The sequence below is a fragment of the Lactobacillus sp. ESL0700 genome (assembly GCF_029392095.1).
Taxonomy (GTDB): domain Bacteria; phylum Bacillota; class Bacilli; order Lactobacillales; family Lactobacillaceae; genus Lactobacillus.
Genome location: NZ_CP113930.1, coordinates 407,634 through 424,540 on the forward strand (window position 1 = coordinate 407,634; position 16,907 = coordinate 424,540).

General features: G+C 40.1%; 17 protein-coding genes and 1 riboswitch. Of the genes, 16 read left to right on the forward strand and 1 reads right to left on the reverse strand.

Going from position 1 to position 16,907, the window contains the following annotated elements:
* Positions 1–37: 37 nt before the first annotated feature.
* The 5 genes from secG to OZX63_RS02175 all read left to right on the forward strand — a co-directional run bounded on the left by secG (position 38) and on the right by OZX63_RS02175 (position 5,611).
* Complete coding sequence (gene secG / locus OZX63_RS02155; protein ID WP_038521563.1) at positions 38–271, forward strand: preprotein translocase subunit SecG; 234 nt, start codon at positions 38–40, stop codon at positions 269–271.
* A 73-nt stretch (positions 272–344) separates the two neighbouring features.
* Positions 345–2,681 (forward strand): ribonuclease R, encoded by a 2,337-nt coding sequence (rnr, locus tag OZX63_RS02160; protein WP_277144162.1) that lies wholly within the window; start codon positions 345–347, stop codon positions 2,679–2,681.
* A gap of 12 nt (positions 2,682–2,693) precedes the next feature.
* Positions 2,694–3,149 (forward strand): SsrA-binding protein SmpB, encoded by a 456-nt coding sequence (gene smpB / locus OZX63_RS02165; RefSeq protein ID WP_277144164.1) that lies wholly within the window; start codon positions 2,694–2,696, stop codon positions 3,147–3,149.
* 373 nt (positions 3,150–3,522) lie between these two features.
* On the forward strand, positions 3,523–4,179 hold the full coding sequence (locus tag OZX63_RS02170) for a nitroreductase (RefSeq protein ID WP_277144166.1): 657 nt from the start codon (positions 3,523–3,525) through the stop codon (positions 4,177–4,179).
* Positions 4,180–4,258: 79 nt separating this feature from the next.
* Positions 4,259–5,611: a hemolysin family protein gene (locus tag OZX63_RS02175; protein ID WP_277144168.1), complete on the forward strand. Its 1,353-nt coding sequence runs from the start codon at positions 4,259–4,261 to the stop codon at positions 5,609–5,611.
* 51 nt (positions 5,612–5,662) lie between these two features.
* Here OZX63_RS02175 and hpt read toward each other — a convergent pair whose 3' ends face one another.
* On the reverse strand, positions 5,663–6,232 hold the full coding sequence (hpt, locus tag OZX63_RS02180) for a hypoxanthine phosphoribosyltransferase (protein WP_277144170.1): 570 nt from the start codon (positions 6,230–6,232) through the stop codon (positions 5,663–5,665).
* 241 nt (positions 6,233–6,473) lie between these two features.
* Between hpt and OZX63_RS02185 the strand changes: the two genes are divergently transcribed.
* From OZX63_RS02185 to OZX63_RS02235, 11 genes are all read left to right on the forward strand, one after another.
* Positions 6,474–7,556, forward strand: a complete 1,083-nt coding sequence (locus OZX63_RS02185; protein ID WP_277144172.1) for a M42 family peptidase — start codon at positions 6,474–6,476, stop codon at positions 7,554–7,556.
* Between the two features lie 102 nt (positions 7,557–7,658).
* Positions 7,659–8,885 (forward strand): MFS transporter, encoded by a 1,227-nt coding sequence (locus OZX63_RS02190; protein ID WP_277144174.1) that lies wholly within the window; start codon positions 7,659–7,661, stop codon positions 8,883–8,885.
* Between the two features lie 168 nt (positions 8,886–9,053).
* Complete coding sequence (locus OZX63_RS02195) at positions 9,054–9,857, forward strand: YqiA/YcfP family alpha/beta fold hydrolase (protein ID WP_277144176.1); 804 nt, start codon at positions 9,054–9,056, stop codon at positions 9,855–9,857.
* Between the two features lie 4 nt (positions 9,858–9,861).
* Positions 9,862–11,670 carry a penicillin binding protein PBP4B gene (pbp4b, locus tag OZX63_RS02200; RefSeq protein ID WP_277144178.1) on the forward strand — a complete coding sequence of 603 codons (1,809 nt, stop codon included), beginning with the start codon at positions 9,862–9,864 and terminating at the stop codon, positions 11,668–11,670.
* A 2-nt stretch (positions 11,671–11,672) separates the two neighbouring features.
* Positions 11,673–12,545 carry a BadF/BadG/BcrA/BcrD ATPase family protein gene (locus OZX63_RS02205; protein ID WP_277144180.1) on the forward strand — a complete coding sequence of 291 codons (873 nt, stop codon included), beginning with the start codon at positions 11,673–11,675 and terminating at the stop codon, positions 12,543–12,545.
* A 43-nt stretch (positions 12,546–12,588) separates the two neighbouring features.
* Complete coding sequence (locus tag OZX63_RS02210) at positions 12,589–12,918, forward strand: PTS lactose/cellobiose transporter subunit IIA (RefSeq protein WP_277144182.1); 330 nt, start codon at positions 12,589–12,591, stop codon at positions 12,916–12,918.
* 37 nt (positions 12,919–12,955) lie between these two features.
* Entirely contained in the window at positions 12,956–14,257 is a 1,302-nt protein-coding gene (locus OZX63_RS02215) for a PTS transporter subunit EIIC (RefSeq protein ID WP_277144184.1), read from the forward strand.
* A 22-nt stretch (positions 14,258–14,279) separates the two neighbouring features.
* On the forward strand, positions 14,280–14,591 hold the full coding sequence (locus OZX63_RS02220; protein ID WP_277144186.1) for a PTS fructose transporter subunit IIA: 312 nt from the start codon (positions 14,280–14,282) through the stop codon (positions 14,589–14,591).
* A 74-nt stretch (positions 14,592–14,665) separates the two neighbouring features.
* Positions 14,666–15,760 carry a MupG family TIM beta-alpha barrel fold protein gene (locus tag OZX63_RS02225; protein ID WP_277144188.1) on the forward strand — a complete coding sequence of 365 codons (1,095 nt, stop codon included), beginning with the start codon at positions 14,666–14,668 and terminating at the stop codon, positions 15,758–15,760.
* Between the two features lies 1 nt (position 15,761).
* Entirely contained in the window at positions 15,762–16,091 is a 330-nt protein-coding gene (locus OZX63_RS02230) for a hypothetical protein (protein ID WP_277144190.1), read from the forward strand.
* 88 nt (positions 16,092–16,179) lie between these two features.
* Positions 16,180–16,268: riboswitch (TPP riboswitch) on the forward strand.
* 47 nt (positions 16,269–16,315) lie between these two features.
* Positions 16,316–16,894 (forward strand): ECF transporter S component, encoded by a 579-nt coding sequence (locus tag OZX63_RS02235; protein WP_277144191.1) that lies wholly within the window; start codon positions 16,316–16,318, stop codon positions 16,892–16,894.
* The last annotated feature ends 13 nt before the right edge of the window (positions 16,895–16,907 follow it).

Here is a 16,907-nt window from a genome sequence, read left to right on the forward strand (position 1 = left end):
TTTGTAAGTAATCGATCTGTATATTGGAGGCAGCGCATTGTACAATTTATTTATGACGCTACTAATTATTGTTTCAATTTTAATTGTTATTGCAACAATGATGCAGCCGCAAAAGCAACAGGATGCATTGAATGCCTTATCCGGCGGCGCAGTTTTTAGTGGCCAAACGAAGAAACGTGGTTTTGAAGCATTTATGGAAAAAGTTACAGCAGTCTTGCTGGTTCTCTTTTTCGCTTTTGCTATTGTATTAGCTTATTTGTCTTCAAAGTAAGTTTTAGTTCCTCCCGATCAAATGTTGGGGAGGACTTTTTTTATATTTTTTAATAAGGAACGGAGATTAGTGCATGGCACAAAACGAAAAAATTTTAGCTAATGTTTTAGAAATCTTTCGCCATAATCCCAAAAAACAATACCAAGTAGAGCAAATTGACAGAATGCTGCGGCGTGATCGCCTCGGTAGTTTTTCTGATATTGTCAAGGCGCTTTCCTTTTTGGAACAAGAAAAGAAAATTATTACTGACGGCAACGGCCATTATCAATTAGCCCAAGAAAATACGGTTGTTGAAGGGTCATTTCGGGCTAATGACAAGGGCTTTGGCTTTGTCAGACTTGAAGATGAAGAAGCCGATGATATTTTTATTGCTAGCGATTATACCGCGTATGCCGTTGATGGCGATAAGGTGCGCGTTAAGATTACAGCTGGCGGTAATCCGTGGAATGGTAAGGGCCCAGAAGGTCAAATTGAGGAAATTATTGAGCGCAGCCTTGATACCTTAGTTGGCGAATTTCACCCGTTGACTGATGCCCAAGTTAAGATTAGCCACTTTTTAGGCTATGTTTTGAGTACCAACAAGAAGCTGCACAAGTATCGTGTTTATGTTGGTGAAAATGGTCTAAAACCCCAAATGGGTGACATGGTTAAGGTATCAATTGCCAATTATCCAAGCAAAGATAACCCTGATTCAATGGCTGGGGTAGTAATTGAAATTATCGGTAACAAAAATGATCCCGGCGTTGATATTATGTCGATCGTTTCTGCCCATGATGTTCGCACTGAGTGGCCAGAAGATGCAATGGCGCAGGCCAATGCCATTCCCGATCATATTGAAGAAGAAGAGCGGAATAATCGTGAAGATATAACGGATCAGCCAGCAGTTACGATTGACGGCGATGATTCTAAGGACTTCGACGATGCCGTAGTTTTATGGCAATTACCTAATGGTAACTATCATTTAGGTGTTCACATTGCCGATGTTTCTCATTATGTTACGGAAAAAACACCGCTGGATGAAGAAGCATTTGCGCGCGGCAACAGTACTTACTTAGTTGACCGTGTAATTCCAATGCTGCCGTTTCGACTGTCAAATGGTATTTGTTCACTTAATGAGGGCCAAGACCGTTTAGTTTTATCGTGTGAAATGGAATTTACGCCGGAAGGTGAGCGGGTAAATTACCGCATTCATCCATCAGTAATGAGGTCACACGGCCGGTTGACTTATAACAAGGTTAATCAAGCGTTAGACCCTAATAACACTGATGAATTAGAAGAAAAGTATGTTAAATTACGACCAATGCTGCAAGACATGGCCGAATTACATAACGCTTTATACAAGAAGCGTCACCAACGTGGTGCAATTGACTTTGAAGAGCCAGAAGCTAAAATTATCGTCGATGAGCAGGGTAAGCCAATCGATATTGTCTTGCATAATCGTGGTACAGCAGAAAAAATGATTGAATCATTCATGCTGGTTGCTAACGAAACTGTTGCTGAAGACTTTTTCAGAAAGCATGTGCCATTTTTGTACCGGGTTCACGAAACGCCAGATGGTGAACGGATTAAGAGTTTCTTTGAGTTTTGTAGTGCGTTTGGTCTGAATATTAAGGCTGACCCGAACCACGTCAAACCAATTGACTTGCAGAAGGTAGTTGCTAAAACAACGGGGACACCTGAAGAAGCAGTTGTGCAAATGATGATGCTGCGCAGTTTAAAGCAGGCCCATTATTCTGAAGAAGCATTGGGTCACTTTGGTTTAGCTGCTAAGTTTTATACCCACTTTACTTCACCAATTAGACGGTATTCTGACCTCATGGTGCACCGGATGATCCATGCTTATAGCGATCAAGGTACTGGTCAAGATGTGCAGCAGCATTTTGCCAGTTACTTGCCGGATGTTGCTGAACAAACTTCAACTCAGGAAAGAGTTTCAGTCGATACCGAACGTGAAGTTAATGATTTGAAGATGACCGAGTTTATGGCCGATCAAGTTGGGCAACATTTTGACGCAGTTGTATCTTCTGTGACAAGTTTTGGGATGTTTATCCAGTTGCCTAACACGGTTGAAGGCTTGATCCACATTTCAAACTTAACCGATGATTTTTATAGCTTTAACGAAAAGAGTCTAACGTTGACTGGTCGCGGTACGCACAAGCAATACCGTGTCGGGATGCCAATTAAGGTCACTTTGATTAATGCCAATATTGAGCAACACCAGTTGGACTTCGAAGTTTATGATCCTAATGCTCCAAAGCATCCGCATCATAATCGTGGCAATAATAATCGCACTCGCGGCAGTCGTGGATTCCATAATGATCATGGTCATCGCGGCGGGCGCAATGGCAATAGTCGGAATGGTTTCCGTAAGAATGGCAACCACCCGCATTTTAGCAAGTATAAGCATTAGGACTGAAAACTGATGAAAGAAAAAAATGAAAATTTGATTGCGCAAAATAAAAAAGCACATCATGATTATTTCATCAAAGAAACATATGAAGCTGGAATTGCATTGACCGGAACAGAGATTAAATCTGTGCGTGCACGGCGAGTTAGTCTGCGTGACGGCTACGTGCAGGTAATTAATGGCTCTGCCTTTTTAGAAAATGTGCATATTAGCGAGTATAAGCAAGGCAACCGTTATAATCATGAACCACTCCGTAGTCGCAGGTTACTTCTGCATAAAAAGGAATTAACTCGACTAGCTAAAGAGCAAGCAGAGCGGGGAATAGCGATTGTACCGCTTAAAGTTTACTTGAAGCATGGCTTTGCCAAGGTCTTAATTGGTGTTGGTCAGGGTAAAAAGCAATACGACAAGCGTGAAACCATTAAAAAGCGTGACCAGGAGCGTGAGCTTCGGCGCCAGTATAAAGTTTAAAGAACGCAGTTTGATTAATTAATATTAGTCAAACTGCTTTTTTATATATAATATAATTTGAAAATAATTAAAATATTATTATCGATAACAAATAATAGGTGCTATAATTGCACTTTGGATAGCTAAATATTAATTTTGCGTTTGTTTGGCTTTGAAAATATTTTTTACTTTTTGGTTATTATTTTTGCAAAATTATGCATTATTTATTAATATTGTATTTATGTGTTTTGTCATATGTTAGGCAATATCTTGCTTAATTGTTTTAGTTAAAAATGAATTAAGCAAATGCTTTGTGATGGTATAATCTAGACGATACCATTTTTAGTAGAAAAAATAATATTTAGTAAGCTAAAATGTTAGGATTTGGGTTTTAATGAAATTTAAGGATGTATACAGTGGCGAACGTGTAACGCGTAAGTTTTCTAATAGAAAAGTCAGTGAAAAGATGCTTGCCAGAATCATTAAAAAGGCACAACAATCGCCGTCACTACTTAATTCGCAACCTTGGCGGGTATATATGGTAACCGGTGATGCACTTAGTAATTTGAGAAAAGACTTTGAGCAGAATATTAAGGATGGGATTAAACCGCATGAAGATTTTGCGACAATCTTGTCACTTAATTGGGATGCTTATCCAAGTCAAAGCTTGGCAACGATGGGCGCATCGCAACCGTACTTTTTTAATAATAAAATGGAACTGTTTACTAATGCCAATGACACGATGTTTAACGCTCAGGATGTTGCGTTTTTGACAATTCCGAAGGCGTCACCTGCTTGGTCAGTGTTTGACTTAGGGATTTTTGCTCAAAGCATCATGTTGCTGGCACTTGACGAAGGTTTGTCAATTATGCCGGCGCACTCGATGGTTTCTTATCCTGAACTAGTTCGTAAATATGCCCAGATTCCAGAAGAAGAGCTCGTGGGAATGGCAATTGGTATTGGTTACAAAGATAACTCAGCCGAAGTGAACGATCCTAAATATTTTCCACCAAGACTACCATTTGAAAAAATCTATAAATTGGTTAAGTAAGATTAATTTTGATGATTAAAAGTCTGCTATTGATGTTAAAATAGAACATAGAAGTTTTTTAACAAAAAGGTGACGAATTTTGAGTACAGCCCAAATAATTACTTACTTAATAGCGACTTTGGTGATTTTTGTCTTTGCGGCGTTTTTTGTCGCTGCAGAGTTTGCATTAGTCCAAACTCGATCAAGTCAGCTGGAAGATATGCTGACAAACAATACCGGTAATCGCCGCAAGGTAAAGCGCGCGCTGCACATGGTACACAATTTAAATGAATATTTATCAACCACACAGGTAGGAACAACGCTTGTGGGGGTTGTTTTAGGTTGGTTTTCTGCTGACACATTTGCAACTTTGTTTGAAAATCTGTTGAACTTAGCCCACCTGAATCCCTCGCTGGTAAAATCGGTAAGTGCATTGCTCGGCGTTATTTTCCTGACTTATTTAGAGGTCGTGATTACGGAAATTGTTCCCAAAAATATTGCGATTGATATGCCGGTTAGAATGCTGCTGAAGTTGGTAACACCGCTGCAAGCCTTTCATACCTTGGTTTATCCGTTTGTCTGGTTACTAAACACGAGCTCGAATGGCTTATTAAAAGTGCTGGGCTTTGAACCAGCTGATGAGGAAAATCAGGTTTATTCGCAGTCGGAAATTATTAAATTATCGCGTAAGGCGGTTCATGGTGGGTCACTTGATAAAAATGACTTAACTTACATGAAGCGGGCCTTTGAATTAAACGATAAAGTTGCCAAAGATATTATGACGGACCGGACGCGGCTAATTGTAATTGACTCAACCGATACAATTGCTCAAGCTCTGCAAATGTACCTTGAAGAAGGATCAAGTCGCTTGCCGGTTGTTCGTGATAATAATAAGGATGACATTGTAGGTTATATTTACGCGTTTGATGTGGTGCAACAGAGTCAGCTTGACGCCCATGTGCCGGTAACGCGGATTATTCGGACAATGATTACGGTGCCTGAGTCGATGCCAATTCAGGATATTTTGCATTTAATGATTAAAAAGCACACCCCGATTGTCTTGGTAGTTGATGAATATGGCGGAACCAGCGGGATTGTAACGGATAAAGATATTTATGAAGAATTATTCGGTACAGTCAAGGACGAAATCGACGATGTTTCTGATGATTACATTATTAAGGACAAGGAAGGCAATATTCATGTTTCTGGGAAAACCACGCTGTACGACTTCGAGCGTTATTTCAGAGCGGATTTAAAGAGCTTTCAAAATAGCGATATTATCACTATCGGTGGCTATATGATGGAACATTATCCGGATTTGAAAAAGGATGAGGCGGTTGAACTTGAAGGCTTTTCGTTTAAGCTGGATAGTATTGAACAAGGCTTTATGCGCTGGTTTATCGTTAAGCCAGTGGTCAAAGAAAATGCGACCGATAAGGAAGAACAAAATTAAACATAAAAAAGCGTTACTCCGATTGAAGTAACGCTTTTTTATTATGTTTAATTATTTGTTATTGGCCAGCTTGATTACCTCAGGCTTTAAGACGCCAATGTAGTTGATATTGCGAAAAGAATTCATAAAGTCTAGGCCATACCCAACGACAAATTCATTACCAACCTTTGAACCATAGTATTCAATCTCAACATCGGTTGTGCGATTGGCTTCCTTGTTAAGGAGCACGCAGCACTTAACACTCTTGGCACCACGCTTTTTAAGCATGTCCTTCATGTATTTCAAAGTAAGACCAGTGTCGACAATATCTTCAACGATTAAGACATCGCGATCCTTAACATCGGTAGTCAGGTCGGTAATTAAGTTAACCTTACCTGAAGAAACTAACCCGTCGCCGTAACTGGAAACATCCATAAAATCGATTTCTTCTTCTACGTCCATTTCGCGGACCAAATCAGTTAAAAAGAAAATCGCACCCTTAAGTGCGCCAACAACTAGTGGCTTTTTACCGGCATAATCTTCAGTCAATTGCTTGCCCAGGCGGACACACATTTGATGAATATCATCTTCAGTAAATAATTTATGATCAATAATTCTATTAATATTGTCGCTTTTTGGCATTTATCTACCCTTCACTTCAACTAATTCAAGATTCCTAATAAATTCGATTATATCATTCTTTCGCATAAAAAGTAGCTTGATTTACACTTTTTACGCGGTTTACAGCTGATTTAGGCGTTAATATTTTACTTAAATTAAAAAATGTGCTTTTTATCTGAAAATTAGCTTAACTTTTTAATTATTAGACAGTTATTTTTGCTACAATAGAAATAAATATTTTTCGCATGAAAGGTTAAGCAAAATGGAAAAAGAACAAGAAATAAAAATGTTGAAGGCTTTTTCAGATGCAAACTCAACTTCAGGCTTTGAAGGCGAGTTTGTTAAGCTGTTTACCGAAACCGTCAAAGATTTTGCCAACGTTAAGGTTGACGGAATGCTGAATGTTTATGCTTCTAAGAAAGAAAATCAGGCGGGGCGGCCCGTTATTCAACTTGATGCACACTCCGATGCAGTCGGGTTTATTACTCAGGCAGTTAGACCTAACGGGATGATTAAATTTGTTCCGCTTGGCGGCTGGGTTAAGTACAATATTCCGGCCTTGCGAGTTCGAGTTAGAAATCGCGATGGTGAATATATCCCGGGCGTTGTAGCAACTAAGCCACCGCACTTTATGACGCAGGCTGAGCGTAATAACGTACCTGATGTAGCTGATATGTCAATCGATGTTGGTTCGAGCTCACGTGAAGAAACGTTAAACGATTATAAGATTGACACTGGCTGTCCAATTTTTGTTGACGTTAAGTGTGAATACAATGAAAAGTCGGGCTTGTTCTTTGGCAAGGACTTCGATGACCGCTTTGGTGCTGCAGCGATGGCCGATGTTTTGGAAACTTTAGACGGCGAAGAAACGCCATTTAATGTTGTTGCTGCATTGTCAAGTCAAGAAGAAGTTGGCTTGCGTGGTGCGTATGTTACTGCGCGTACTGTTAAGCCGGATTTGGGAATTGTCTTGGAATCTTGTCCAGCTGATGATACCTTTACTCCCGCATGGCTGTCGCAAACTGCCTTAAAGCATGGACCGATGATGCGTGATATGGATACGTCATTCTTGCCGAATCCAAAGTTCCAACAATATGCCTGCGACATTGCCGATAAGAACCATATTCCATATACACGTTCAGTTAGAACCGGTGGCGGTCAAGATGGCGCCGCAATTTATTATGAAAATGGGGCACCGACAATTGTAATTGGCATTCCGGTTCGCTATGAGCACTCACCATATTGCTTCAGTGCTTACCAAGATTTCAAGGCAGCCGTTGAGATGACGGTGGCAATTATTCGCGACTTAACTAACGAAAAGTTGGCTAGTTTTAGTCAATTTTAAAAAAGTTTAATATTTTTATTGCAAAAAATTCGTAAACGAGTAAAATAGTCTTCCAAAGAAATAATTAGGCGACAGAGAGCGCTTGTTTCGGAGGAATTAAATATGGATACAACTAATGAGTACAGTCATGCACTAACTACAGACCAGAAGTGGACCATCGCGTCGACTTCATCGGGCTTTATGCTAGAAAACATGGATGTACTTTTTTTATCGTTTGCGATGAGTTCGATGATTGCCGATTTGCACCTATCTGGTGGTGCTGCGGGCTTGATTTCATCGATTACGAACTTGGGAATGCTGTTTGGCGGCGTCGCGTTTGGTATTTTGGGCGATAAAATCGGCCGGGTGAAAACCTTTAGCCACACCGTGATTATTTTCGCGGTAGCTACCGCCTGCATGGCCTTTGCCAATAACATTTATTTGATTTATGTCCTCCGTTTCTTGGCCGGAATTGGTGCCGGTGGGGAATACGGAGTTGGGATTGCATTAATTGCCGAGGCTTTTCCCAAAAAGGAAATTGGTAAAATGACCTCAATTGCGGCAGTTGGCGGTCAGGTGGGAGCGATTTTTGCGGCGCTAATTGCGGCTTGGATTATCCCAACGGCTGGCTGGCACATGTTATTTTTGGTTGGAATTGTGCCAGTTGTGCTCACGGTTTTCATTAGAAAGCACCTGCATGAGAGCCAACAATTTTTAACGGCTAAGGCAGAAGAAAAAGGCTCACTGCTAGCTAACGTTGCCCATAAGATGTTTGCGACACCACGGCTGGCTTGGCAAAGTCTGGGCTTGATGATTATGATGACAGTTCAAATTGCAGGCTACTTTGGTCTGATGAATTGGCTGCCGACGATTGTGCAAAAGCAATTAAATCTAAACGTTGCAAATTCAAGCCTGTGGATGATTGCAACCATTGTTGGGATGAGCATCGGGATGATGACCTTTGGTACCATCTTTGATCATTTTGGTCCGCGCCGTGCGTTTGCGATTTTCCTAATTGGTTCAGCTATCATGGTTTACACCTTGAGTTTAGCGACTAACATGATCACGCTGCTAATCATTGGCGCGATTGTTGGCTTCTTTTCCAATGGGATGTTTGGCGGGTACGGCGCGGTGATTAGTCGCCTATACCCAACGGAAATCAGGTCGAGTGCTAATAACATTATTGTTAACATCGGCCGCGCCGTCGGTGGCTTTTCATCAGTCGTCATCGGTATTTTAATGGACTACTATAATTTAACGGTTGTAATGGGCTTTTTATCAAGCTTGTACGTTATTAGCCTGTTGATTATGATTAGCTTGCCCGGATTAAAAAATTTAACAAACAACTAAAAATAATAGCCATTATGTTCGAGCTACAAAGCCCGGAGTAATGGCTTTTTTGGTTACTGCGTGAAATATTTTTACAAAATTTCGCAAAAAATGTTGTAACAGTATTTTAAATATAATATAATTATTTTGTAAGCGATTACTAAATAAACAAAATGAGAGTTAAATAATATGATTGATAATAGTCAAATTGAAACGGAAATGTTTTATTCTCCTAGTTTAAGATTGGACTGGAATTACGATGTTTACTTGCCTAGCGGCTACGATGAGAAGTCGGGGGACAAATACCCTGTATTATATTTACTGCATGGGTTAGGCGGTAATCATCGTAATTTATTAGAACGATTTGACTCCCAACAAATGCTTGATGATTTGGTTGAACAAACAGGTCAAAAGCTGATTGTTGTTTTTGTTGATGGCTTTAATTCTTTCTATATTAATGGACAAAATGGCGGGATGCAGATGGAAGACGCCGTAATGCAAAACCTAGTACCGCTGATTGAGCGGAACTATCATATTGCACAGGAGCGGTCGCAACATGCAATCGGCGGTATCTCGATGGGCGGCTATGGTGCGGCTCGTTTGGCGTTGAAGTATGCAGATTACTGGTCCAGTGCGGCTTTGATTTCGCCGGCTGTTTGGCAGCATTTGCCATTAGATAATAAATTTAGAAAGACGTTGCATGCATGGCAAAGTGATACTGAAGCTTGGTCTGAACAATTTTATGAACTGGTCTTTCCAACAAGTTATCTCAAAAAAGCTCAGGATGTCAGCTTCTATGTCGAGTCCACGGCTAAAGATACGGTGGTGCCAATCGCTGATGTTGCTTCATTTGTTAACAAATTAACACAATATCAAGTCAAGACTAAGTTCATTCAGGATAACATTGATGATCACAATTGGACTTACTGGGCAAAGGTAGCGCCGCAGGCTTACCAGTGGGTGATTGAACAATTTAAGAATGCTAGGAAGTAGTGTAATGGTTGAACAAGTAACATTTAAGCAGCTTGAAGGTGAGCCGCAAGGAGCTTTTCAAGTCACCGCAATCTATCCAGAGAAAGTGCCAGTGGCTAATGTAACAACGGCACTACTTAACAACCAAATGCAATATTTTACTTCATATCAAGGGCATGGCGAACTGGACATCTTGCTGGAGAAGCCAGTAGATTTGACGTTGTTTGTCAATGGCCAGGAAATTAGCCTTACCCAATTACCTGTTAAGGTTTGGCTGGCGCTGGATTTACGCAAGTTGACCGTTAATGGCCGAAATAAATTGCAGCTTTCTGGTACGTTTAATGAAGGCAAAGTACATCTTAAAATTCCGTTTCCAGTGCTGCAAAATCACGCTGAAGATACGGAAAATCGTGATAATGATGGTTTTAACTTAATTGATAATTTGATTAATAACCAAATTAAGTTTGGCTTTCCATCAGCACAATTGGTTGTGGTTCATAATGGTCAAATCGTTAAGCAGTCTGCTTATGGCCGGGTTAATAGCTATTCGCCAGATGGTAAAAGGTTGACAACTGCGCCCAGGGTAACTGATGAAACTCTTTATGACATTGCTTCCAATACTAAAATGTGGGCTACCAACTTGGCGTTACAAAAGTTGGTCTATGAGAAAAAGTTGGCGATTAGAAGTAGAGTCGCTGATATTTTTCCTGAATTTAAGGATCAGCCGCAAGATAAGATTAAGGGCAAGGATGATTTAACAATTCAAGATATTTTGGAGCATCAAGCTGGCTTTCCTGCTGATCCTCAATATTTTGATAATCATAACGAATTGGCTGATAAAATTTATACACAAAATCGTGACGAGATTTTAGCTAAAATTATCGCGACCCCGCTGAGTTATCAACCGGGAACAAAAACAATTTATTCCGACGTTGATTACATGCTCTTGGGCTTGATTATCGAAAAAATCACGGGTCAACGAGAGGATGACTACGTGAGAGCTAATGTTTATCAACCATTGGGACTTAAGCATATTACTTTTAATCCCTTGCAACATGGCTTTCAGCGTGCGGCAACTGCTGCGACTGAACTTGATGGTAATACTTTTGCTGGGACGGCAGATTTTAATCACGTTCGCACGACAACAATTCAAGGAGAAGTACATGACTCGAAGGCCTATTACACAATGAAGGGTGTTAGTGGTCATGCCGGCCTGTTTAGTAATGCGACGGATTTGGCAGTTTTAGCGCAGTTGGTGCTTAACCATGGTGGTTATGGTCAAACGCAACTATTTGATCTTGATACTTTGGCCGAGTTTGCTAAGCCAAAGTCAACTGATCCTACATTTGGTTTGGGTTGGCGGCGGCAGGCCGATGCAGGCTATGCGCGGATTTTTTCTAATGCTCCGACTGCTAATACAATTGGTCACACTGGTTGGACTGGCACGTTGAGTCTAGTGGATTTTGAGCGGCAGACTGTGATTATCCTGTTAACTAATAAGCGTAATTCGCCGCTTATTGATGGGCAAAAGAAGGATTTTGTCGGCGATCATTATTTAGTTGGCAAATATGGTGACATCGTTAGTTTGGTTTATTCAGCACTTGATGGCGATAGTTTTACCGCAAATAACCAGAAGCTGTGGGGGCTAATTCAGACGCGATACCAGCAGTTAACTCGGCAGCCTGAATTAGTAACTTTGGCTGACAGACATGACTTGGCTGCTATTTATCAGACATTGATTGATCGCAGCCAGCGAGACGCAGCGGCAAAAAATGTTTTAAATTCTGCTTTAGGGCAAAAAATCAAAAACTTTTTAAACAGCAATGAGGCATAACAATGAAATATCGGATTGGGATTGATAGCGGTGGCACTCATATCGTTGCCCGCGGTTTTGATAGCCAAGGTAAGTGCTTGAAGGAAGCGACAGCTGGCGTTGGGAATATCTTTTTAGACGCGCAAGCAACGATTAGCAACTTGGTTCAAGTAATTACTGAATTGACTTCAGCACTGGGTAAAGAAGACTGCACCAAAATTTTAATCGGCATTGCCGGACTGGAAACCAGTGGCAATGCGGCGGCGGTAACAACAGAACTAGAGTCAAAATTACAGCTTAAAGTTCAGCTAGTTAGTGATGCCAAGCTGGCATTAATTAACGGCTTGCATGGTCAGGATGGCACGCTGGTAATTGCCGGCACAGGTTCAATCGTCTATGGCGTTAATCAAAATCAGACCTATCGGTTTGGTGGTTGGGGCAACTTGCTTGATGATGTTGGTAGCGGCTATCAAATTGCAATAACAGCGATTAAACTCGCACTGCGTAAATATGACGAGGGTCAGACTACTTCTTTAGGGCAATTATTAATGCAGTTAGCAGCTGTAACTACGATGCCGGCATTAGTGAAGAAATGCTACGATCTAACCCGTGATCAAATTGCTGCTTTTGCTAAAGAAATTGCCCACTTGGCTGAAGCTGACCCTTTGGCTAAGCAAGCACTTGATGAGCAGGCGGATGCGTTGGCTGCTGAAGTAATCGGCTTACTAAATCGTTATAAAGAGCCTGTACCAACGCAGCTAGCGTTATCCGGTTCAGTCGTAGTTAATAATGCACAATTTAGGCAGCGACTACTTAAGCAAGTCATGCAAAGCTATCCACAAATCGATGCTCATATTGTGAATAATAATAACAGCTGTGCTGTTTTATATATATAGTTAGTAGTAAAATTGAAATAAACAACGAAAGAAGGTGAGGCCAATGGATGGAATTGAGCAGATTGCTTTTGAAATGATTAGCAATACTGGGGAAGCACGATCATTACTGATGAAGGTAATTGATGATGCTGACAAAGGGAATTTTGATAACTGCGAAGCTGATTTTAAACAAGCAAATGAATGCTTGAAGACCGCACAAAACGTGCATTTAAAGGTGATTAGCTCTGAAGCAGATCAGAAGAAACTGCCATTTAGTATCTTGTTAGTACATGCTGAAGATCAAATGATGGCGGCAGAATTAATTCGTGATTTAGCCCAATATATTGTTAATTTGAACAAAAAATTAGTTGGGCTTGAAGATAAGACAAAATAATTTTAAATAAATGTATTTACTTTAGAAGGAGGTACACATGAAATTTAATTCAGAAAAAATAGCTAACGGAATGGCTAAAGTAGCCGGTAACCGTTATATGCAGGCTATTGCCAATGGTATGACGGTTATCATTCCTGTTTCCATTGCTAGTTCTATTTTTACATTGATTGCGCAACTGCCAATTCCGTTTATTAAGCAAAACTTGGCCGCATTTCAAATTCCAGTAACATTTTCAATCGGGTTAATGGGATTGTATTCTTGTTATTCAATCGCTGCCCACTTAGCAAAATCATATAAGCTTGATCGCAACTCTAGTAGTACAATTGCGGTAATGGTTTATTTGATGTTGGCTATTACACCCGAAACAATTACCCCACAAGCAGCTAAAACTACAGGATTAGCTGCGGGAACTGTTTTCCCAACGACTAACTTTGGCTCTTATGGGCTATTTACAGCTATGTTATCTGCCTGTGTTTGTGTTTGGGTAATTCATTTCTTCAAAGAAAAGAATTTAGTTATTAAGATGCCAGATGCAATGCCACCAGCAGTTTCTAGTGCATTTACATCATTAATTCCGGCAGCTGTTTTGATTATTATTGCTTGGTTTATCAAAGTTGGTTTACACTTTGATCTTAACCAAGGATTACTTAACTTACTGCAACCATTATCACAGTTTGGTAAAGATAATCTGATTTCCGTATTAGTACCAATCTTCTTCAACTCACTGTTCTGGATGTTTGGGATTCACGGTGCGATTACTTCAACTCCAGTTGTTCCATACTGGTACGCACACTTAAACGCTAATATGGCCGCAATTACTCACGGTGCAACTGCTGCTACAGTACCACACTTTATGACTGAGCAATTCTTACAATTCTTTGTTTATATTGGTGGTTCTGGTTCAATTTTAGCTTTATGTATTTTGCTTGCATTCTTGTCCAAATCAGATACTGGTAAGGCAATGGGTGCAGTTGTATTAGTACCAAGTATTTTTAACATTAATGAACCAATTATCTTTGGTCTGCCAATTGTGTTGAACCCATACTTTGCTGCTCCATTTATTTTAGCGCCAATGGCTGATGGTGTAATTACTTGGGCAGCAACCGTAACTGGTTTGCTAAATAAGACCACGGCAATTGTGCCATGGGTATTGCCTGGGCCAATCGGAGCATTCTTTGCTACTGGTTATGACTGGCGGGCAATTGTGGTTGCTATTGTTAACGTTCTTGTTTCAATGGTAATCTACTTCCCATTCTTTAAGATGTGGGACAGACACCAAGTCAAGGTTGAAGCTGAAACTGCTGCCGCAGAGAAAGCTGAGGCAGCAGCAAAAGCATAATTGAAATTTAGGAGGAAACCTAATGAAGATTTTATTATCATGTAGTGGTGGAATGAGTTCGTCATTAATTGCTAATGGCCTTGTAAAAGAAGGTAAAAAACGTGGCATTGATGTCGAAGTTAAAGCTGTAGGAACGGAAGGCATTGCTGATGAGCTGAGTGCTGATCAATATGACATTGTTTTATTGGCACCACAAGCCGTTTTCCGCAAGCAAGCTGTTGAAGATGAGGCTAAAGACCATCATATTAACTTCTTGTTGATTCCACGGACAATGTATACTCCGCTTGCTGCAGGTAAGCTGCTTGACTTAGTTAGTGAAGAATTAGCAAAATAATTAAAAACACTTCAGCTAGTTTGGTTGAAGTGTTTTTTGCTTAATGCATAATTTGATAAATAAGGAGATTTTTTATGACAATGCGCCACATTGGGTTATCAATTTATCCCGATCACAGTGATGAAAAACAGGACGAACAATATTTACTACTTGGTGAAAAATATGGCTTCACTCGGATTTTTATGAGTATGTTGGAAGCTAAGGATGTTGCAGCCACTAAGAAAAAGTTTCAACATATTATTCAGTTTGGGAACAAGCATGGCTTTGCTACAACCTTGGATGTTTCACCAAGTATCTTTAAGCAATTAGGGATTTCATATACCGATTTGTCATTTTTTAAAGAAATAGGAGCTACTGCAATTAGACTTGATGAAGGATTTGACGGCAGAACAGAGGCAGAACTAACATTTAATCCGGAACACATGATTATTGAATTAAACATGAGCAATAATACCGGGTACTTGGATAACGTCTTGAGCTACCAAGCTAATGAACCATTTATTTATGGCTGCCACAACTTTTATCCACAAGTTGGCTGTGGGCTTGAAGATAACTTCTTTGAAGAATGTAGCAAAAACTTTAAGAAGCATGGCATTCACACCGCTGCTTTTGTTTCCAGTCAATGTGGTACACACGGACCTTGGGATGTAAATGATGGCTTGCCAACTAGAGAAGCCGACCGTCACTTACCAATTGAAGTTCAGGCCAAATCGTTATTTATGACTAACTTAATTGATGACGTGATTATTGGTAATTCTTATGCTAGTGAGGATGAGCTGCGCCGTTTAAGTGAGTTAGATAGATATGAATTATCTTTTGATGTTGAAATGTTACCGGGAATTAGTCCATTAGAGCAAAAAATTTTGCTGGAAGACAAGCATTTTCGGCGTGGCGACAGCAATGCTTTAGTTGCTCGCTCAACCATGCCGCGTGTGTGGCACAAAGCAGAGGCTAACCCAGCTCATGATAATCAAACACAATTTGAGGTTGGCGATATTTTGATTGGTAATGACGGCTTTGGTATTTATAAAAATGAATTACAAGTTGTACTTCAACCACATAGCGACGAACGGAAAAATAAGATTGCTGCGATTAAGCCAGAAGAATTGCCATTACTAAAATATTTACGACCATGGACTAAGTTTAAATTCGAAAGTCATCAAAATTAAAATGAAGCTAAATTCGTTCATTATCATAATTGGGCTACTCGTCTTATTTTGGGCAGCACGGGAATTTGTCGCTCGTGTTTATCGCGCTGGTCACCAAATTTATAGCGTTTGGGTTGAAGTAATCAGTATTTTTTTGCTAATCCCAATTTTGGTATATTGTAAAAATACAGTTGTCGTAACAGTTGCAATGGTAATTTTTACATTTAACTGCATGGTTTTCTTAATTGCCTTTAGCCGTAACTTTAACGCAATCATGCGGGGCCAAGGAAATGGCATGATTGCTAGATGGGTTCGCAAGTCAAATAATAAGCAAAATGATAAGAATAAGTAATCAATAATAATTTCTTTTTTGATGATTAGTGAAAATCGGGGATTGCTTTACTATCATTATCATTGTGGTATACTATTTTTAATTAAAAATTAGTCACTAGGGGTGCCAATAGCTGAGAATTACCCTCGGAACCTGAACAGGACAATGCCTGCGTTAGGGAAGTGTTTGAACAAGCATTTAATTTGTACTCCTTCTGACTTAAAAGTTAGTTAGGAGTATTTTTTATGTTCACAAGATCATCAAAATGGAATGTTAAGTCGGTAATTTTGGTCGCATTGATTGGAATTATTATGGGAGTGATTTATACTTACGGCTTTAATTGGGCCTACAACATTATTAAAATGGCACTTGTACCCACGGGCTTTGCACCAGTAACGGATACCGTCTTTTCGGGCTTATGGCTAATGGCGGCACCACTTGCAATGTACTTTGTCCCGACAATTGGCTCTGGTACAATTGGTGAAGTTTTAGCCTCAATTGTAGAAATGGCAATTGGTGGTCAATGGGGTGCAATAACGGTTATTTCCGGTTTGATTCAAGGAGCAACGAATGAAATCGGCTTTTTCCCGAAAACCGTACGTTATCAAAACTTTTCTTGGAAGAGTGTGATGATTGGTGCCTTCTTTGCCGGATTAGGAATTTTTATTCCGTCATACATTCTTTATGGTTGGGGTAAATTTAATATGACGGTCCAGATTGTCATGTTTATTACCAACATGATTTCAGCGCTTGTCTTTGATGGGGTGTTGGTTAAATTAATCGCTAATCTGTTTGACCGCACGCTAAAGCCACGGCTTGCATAAATCGAGGCCAATC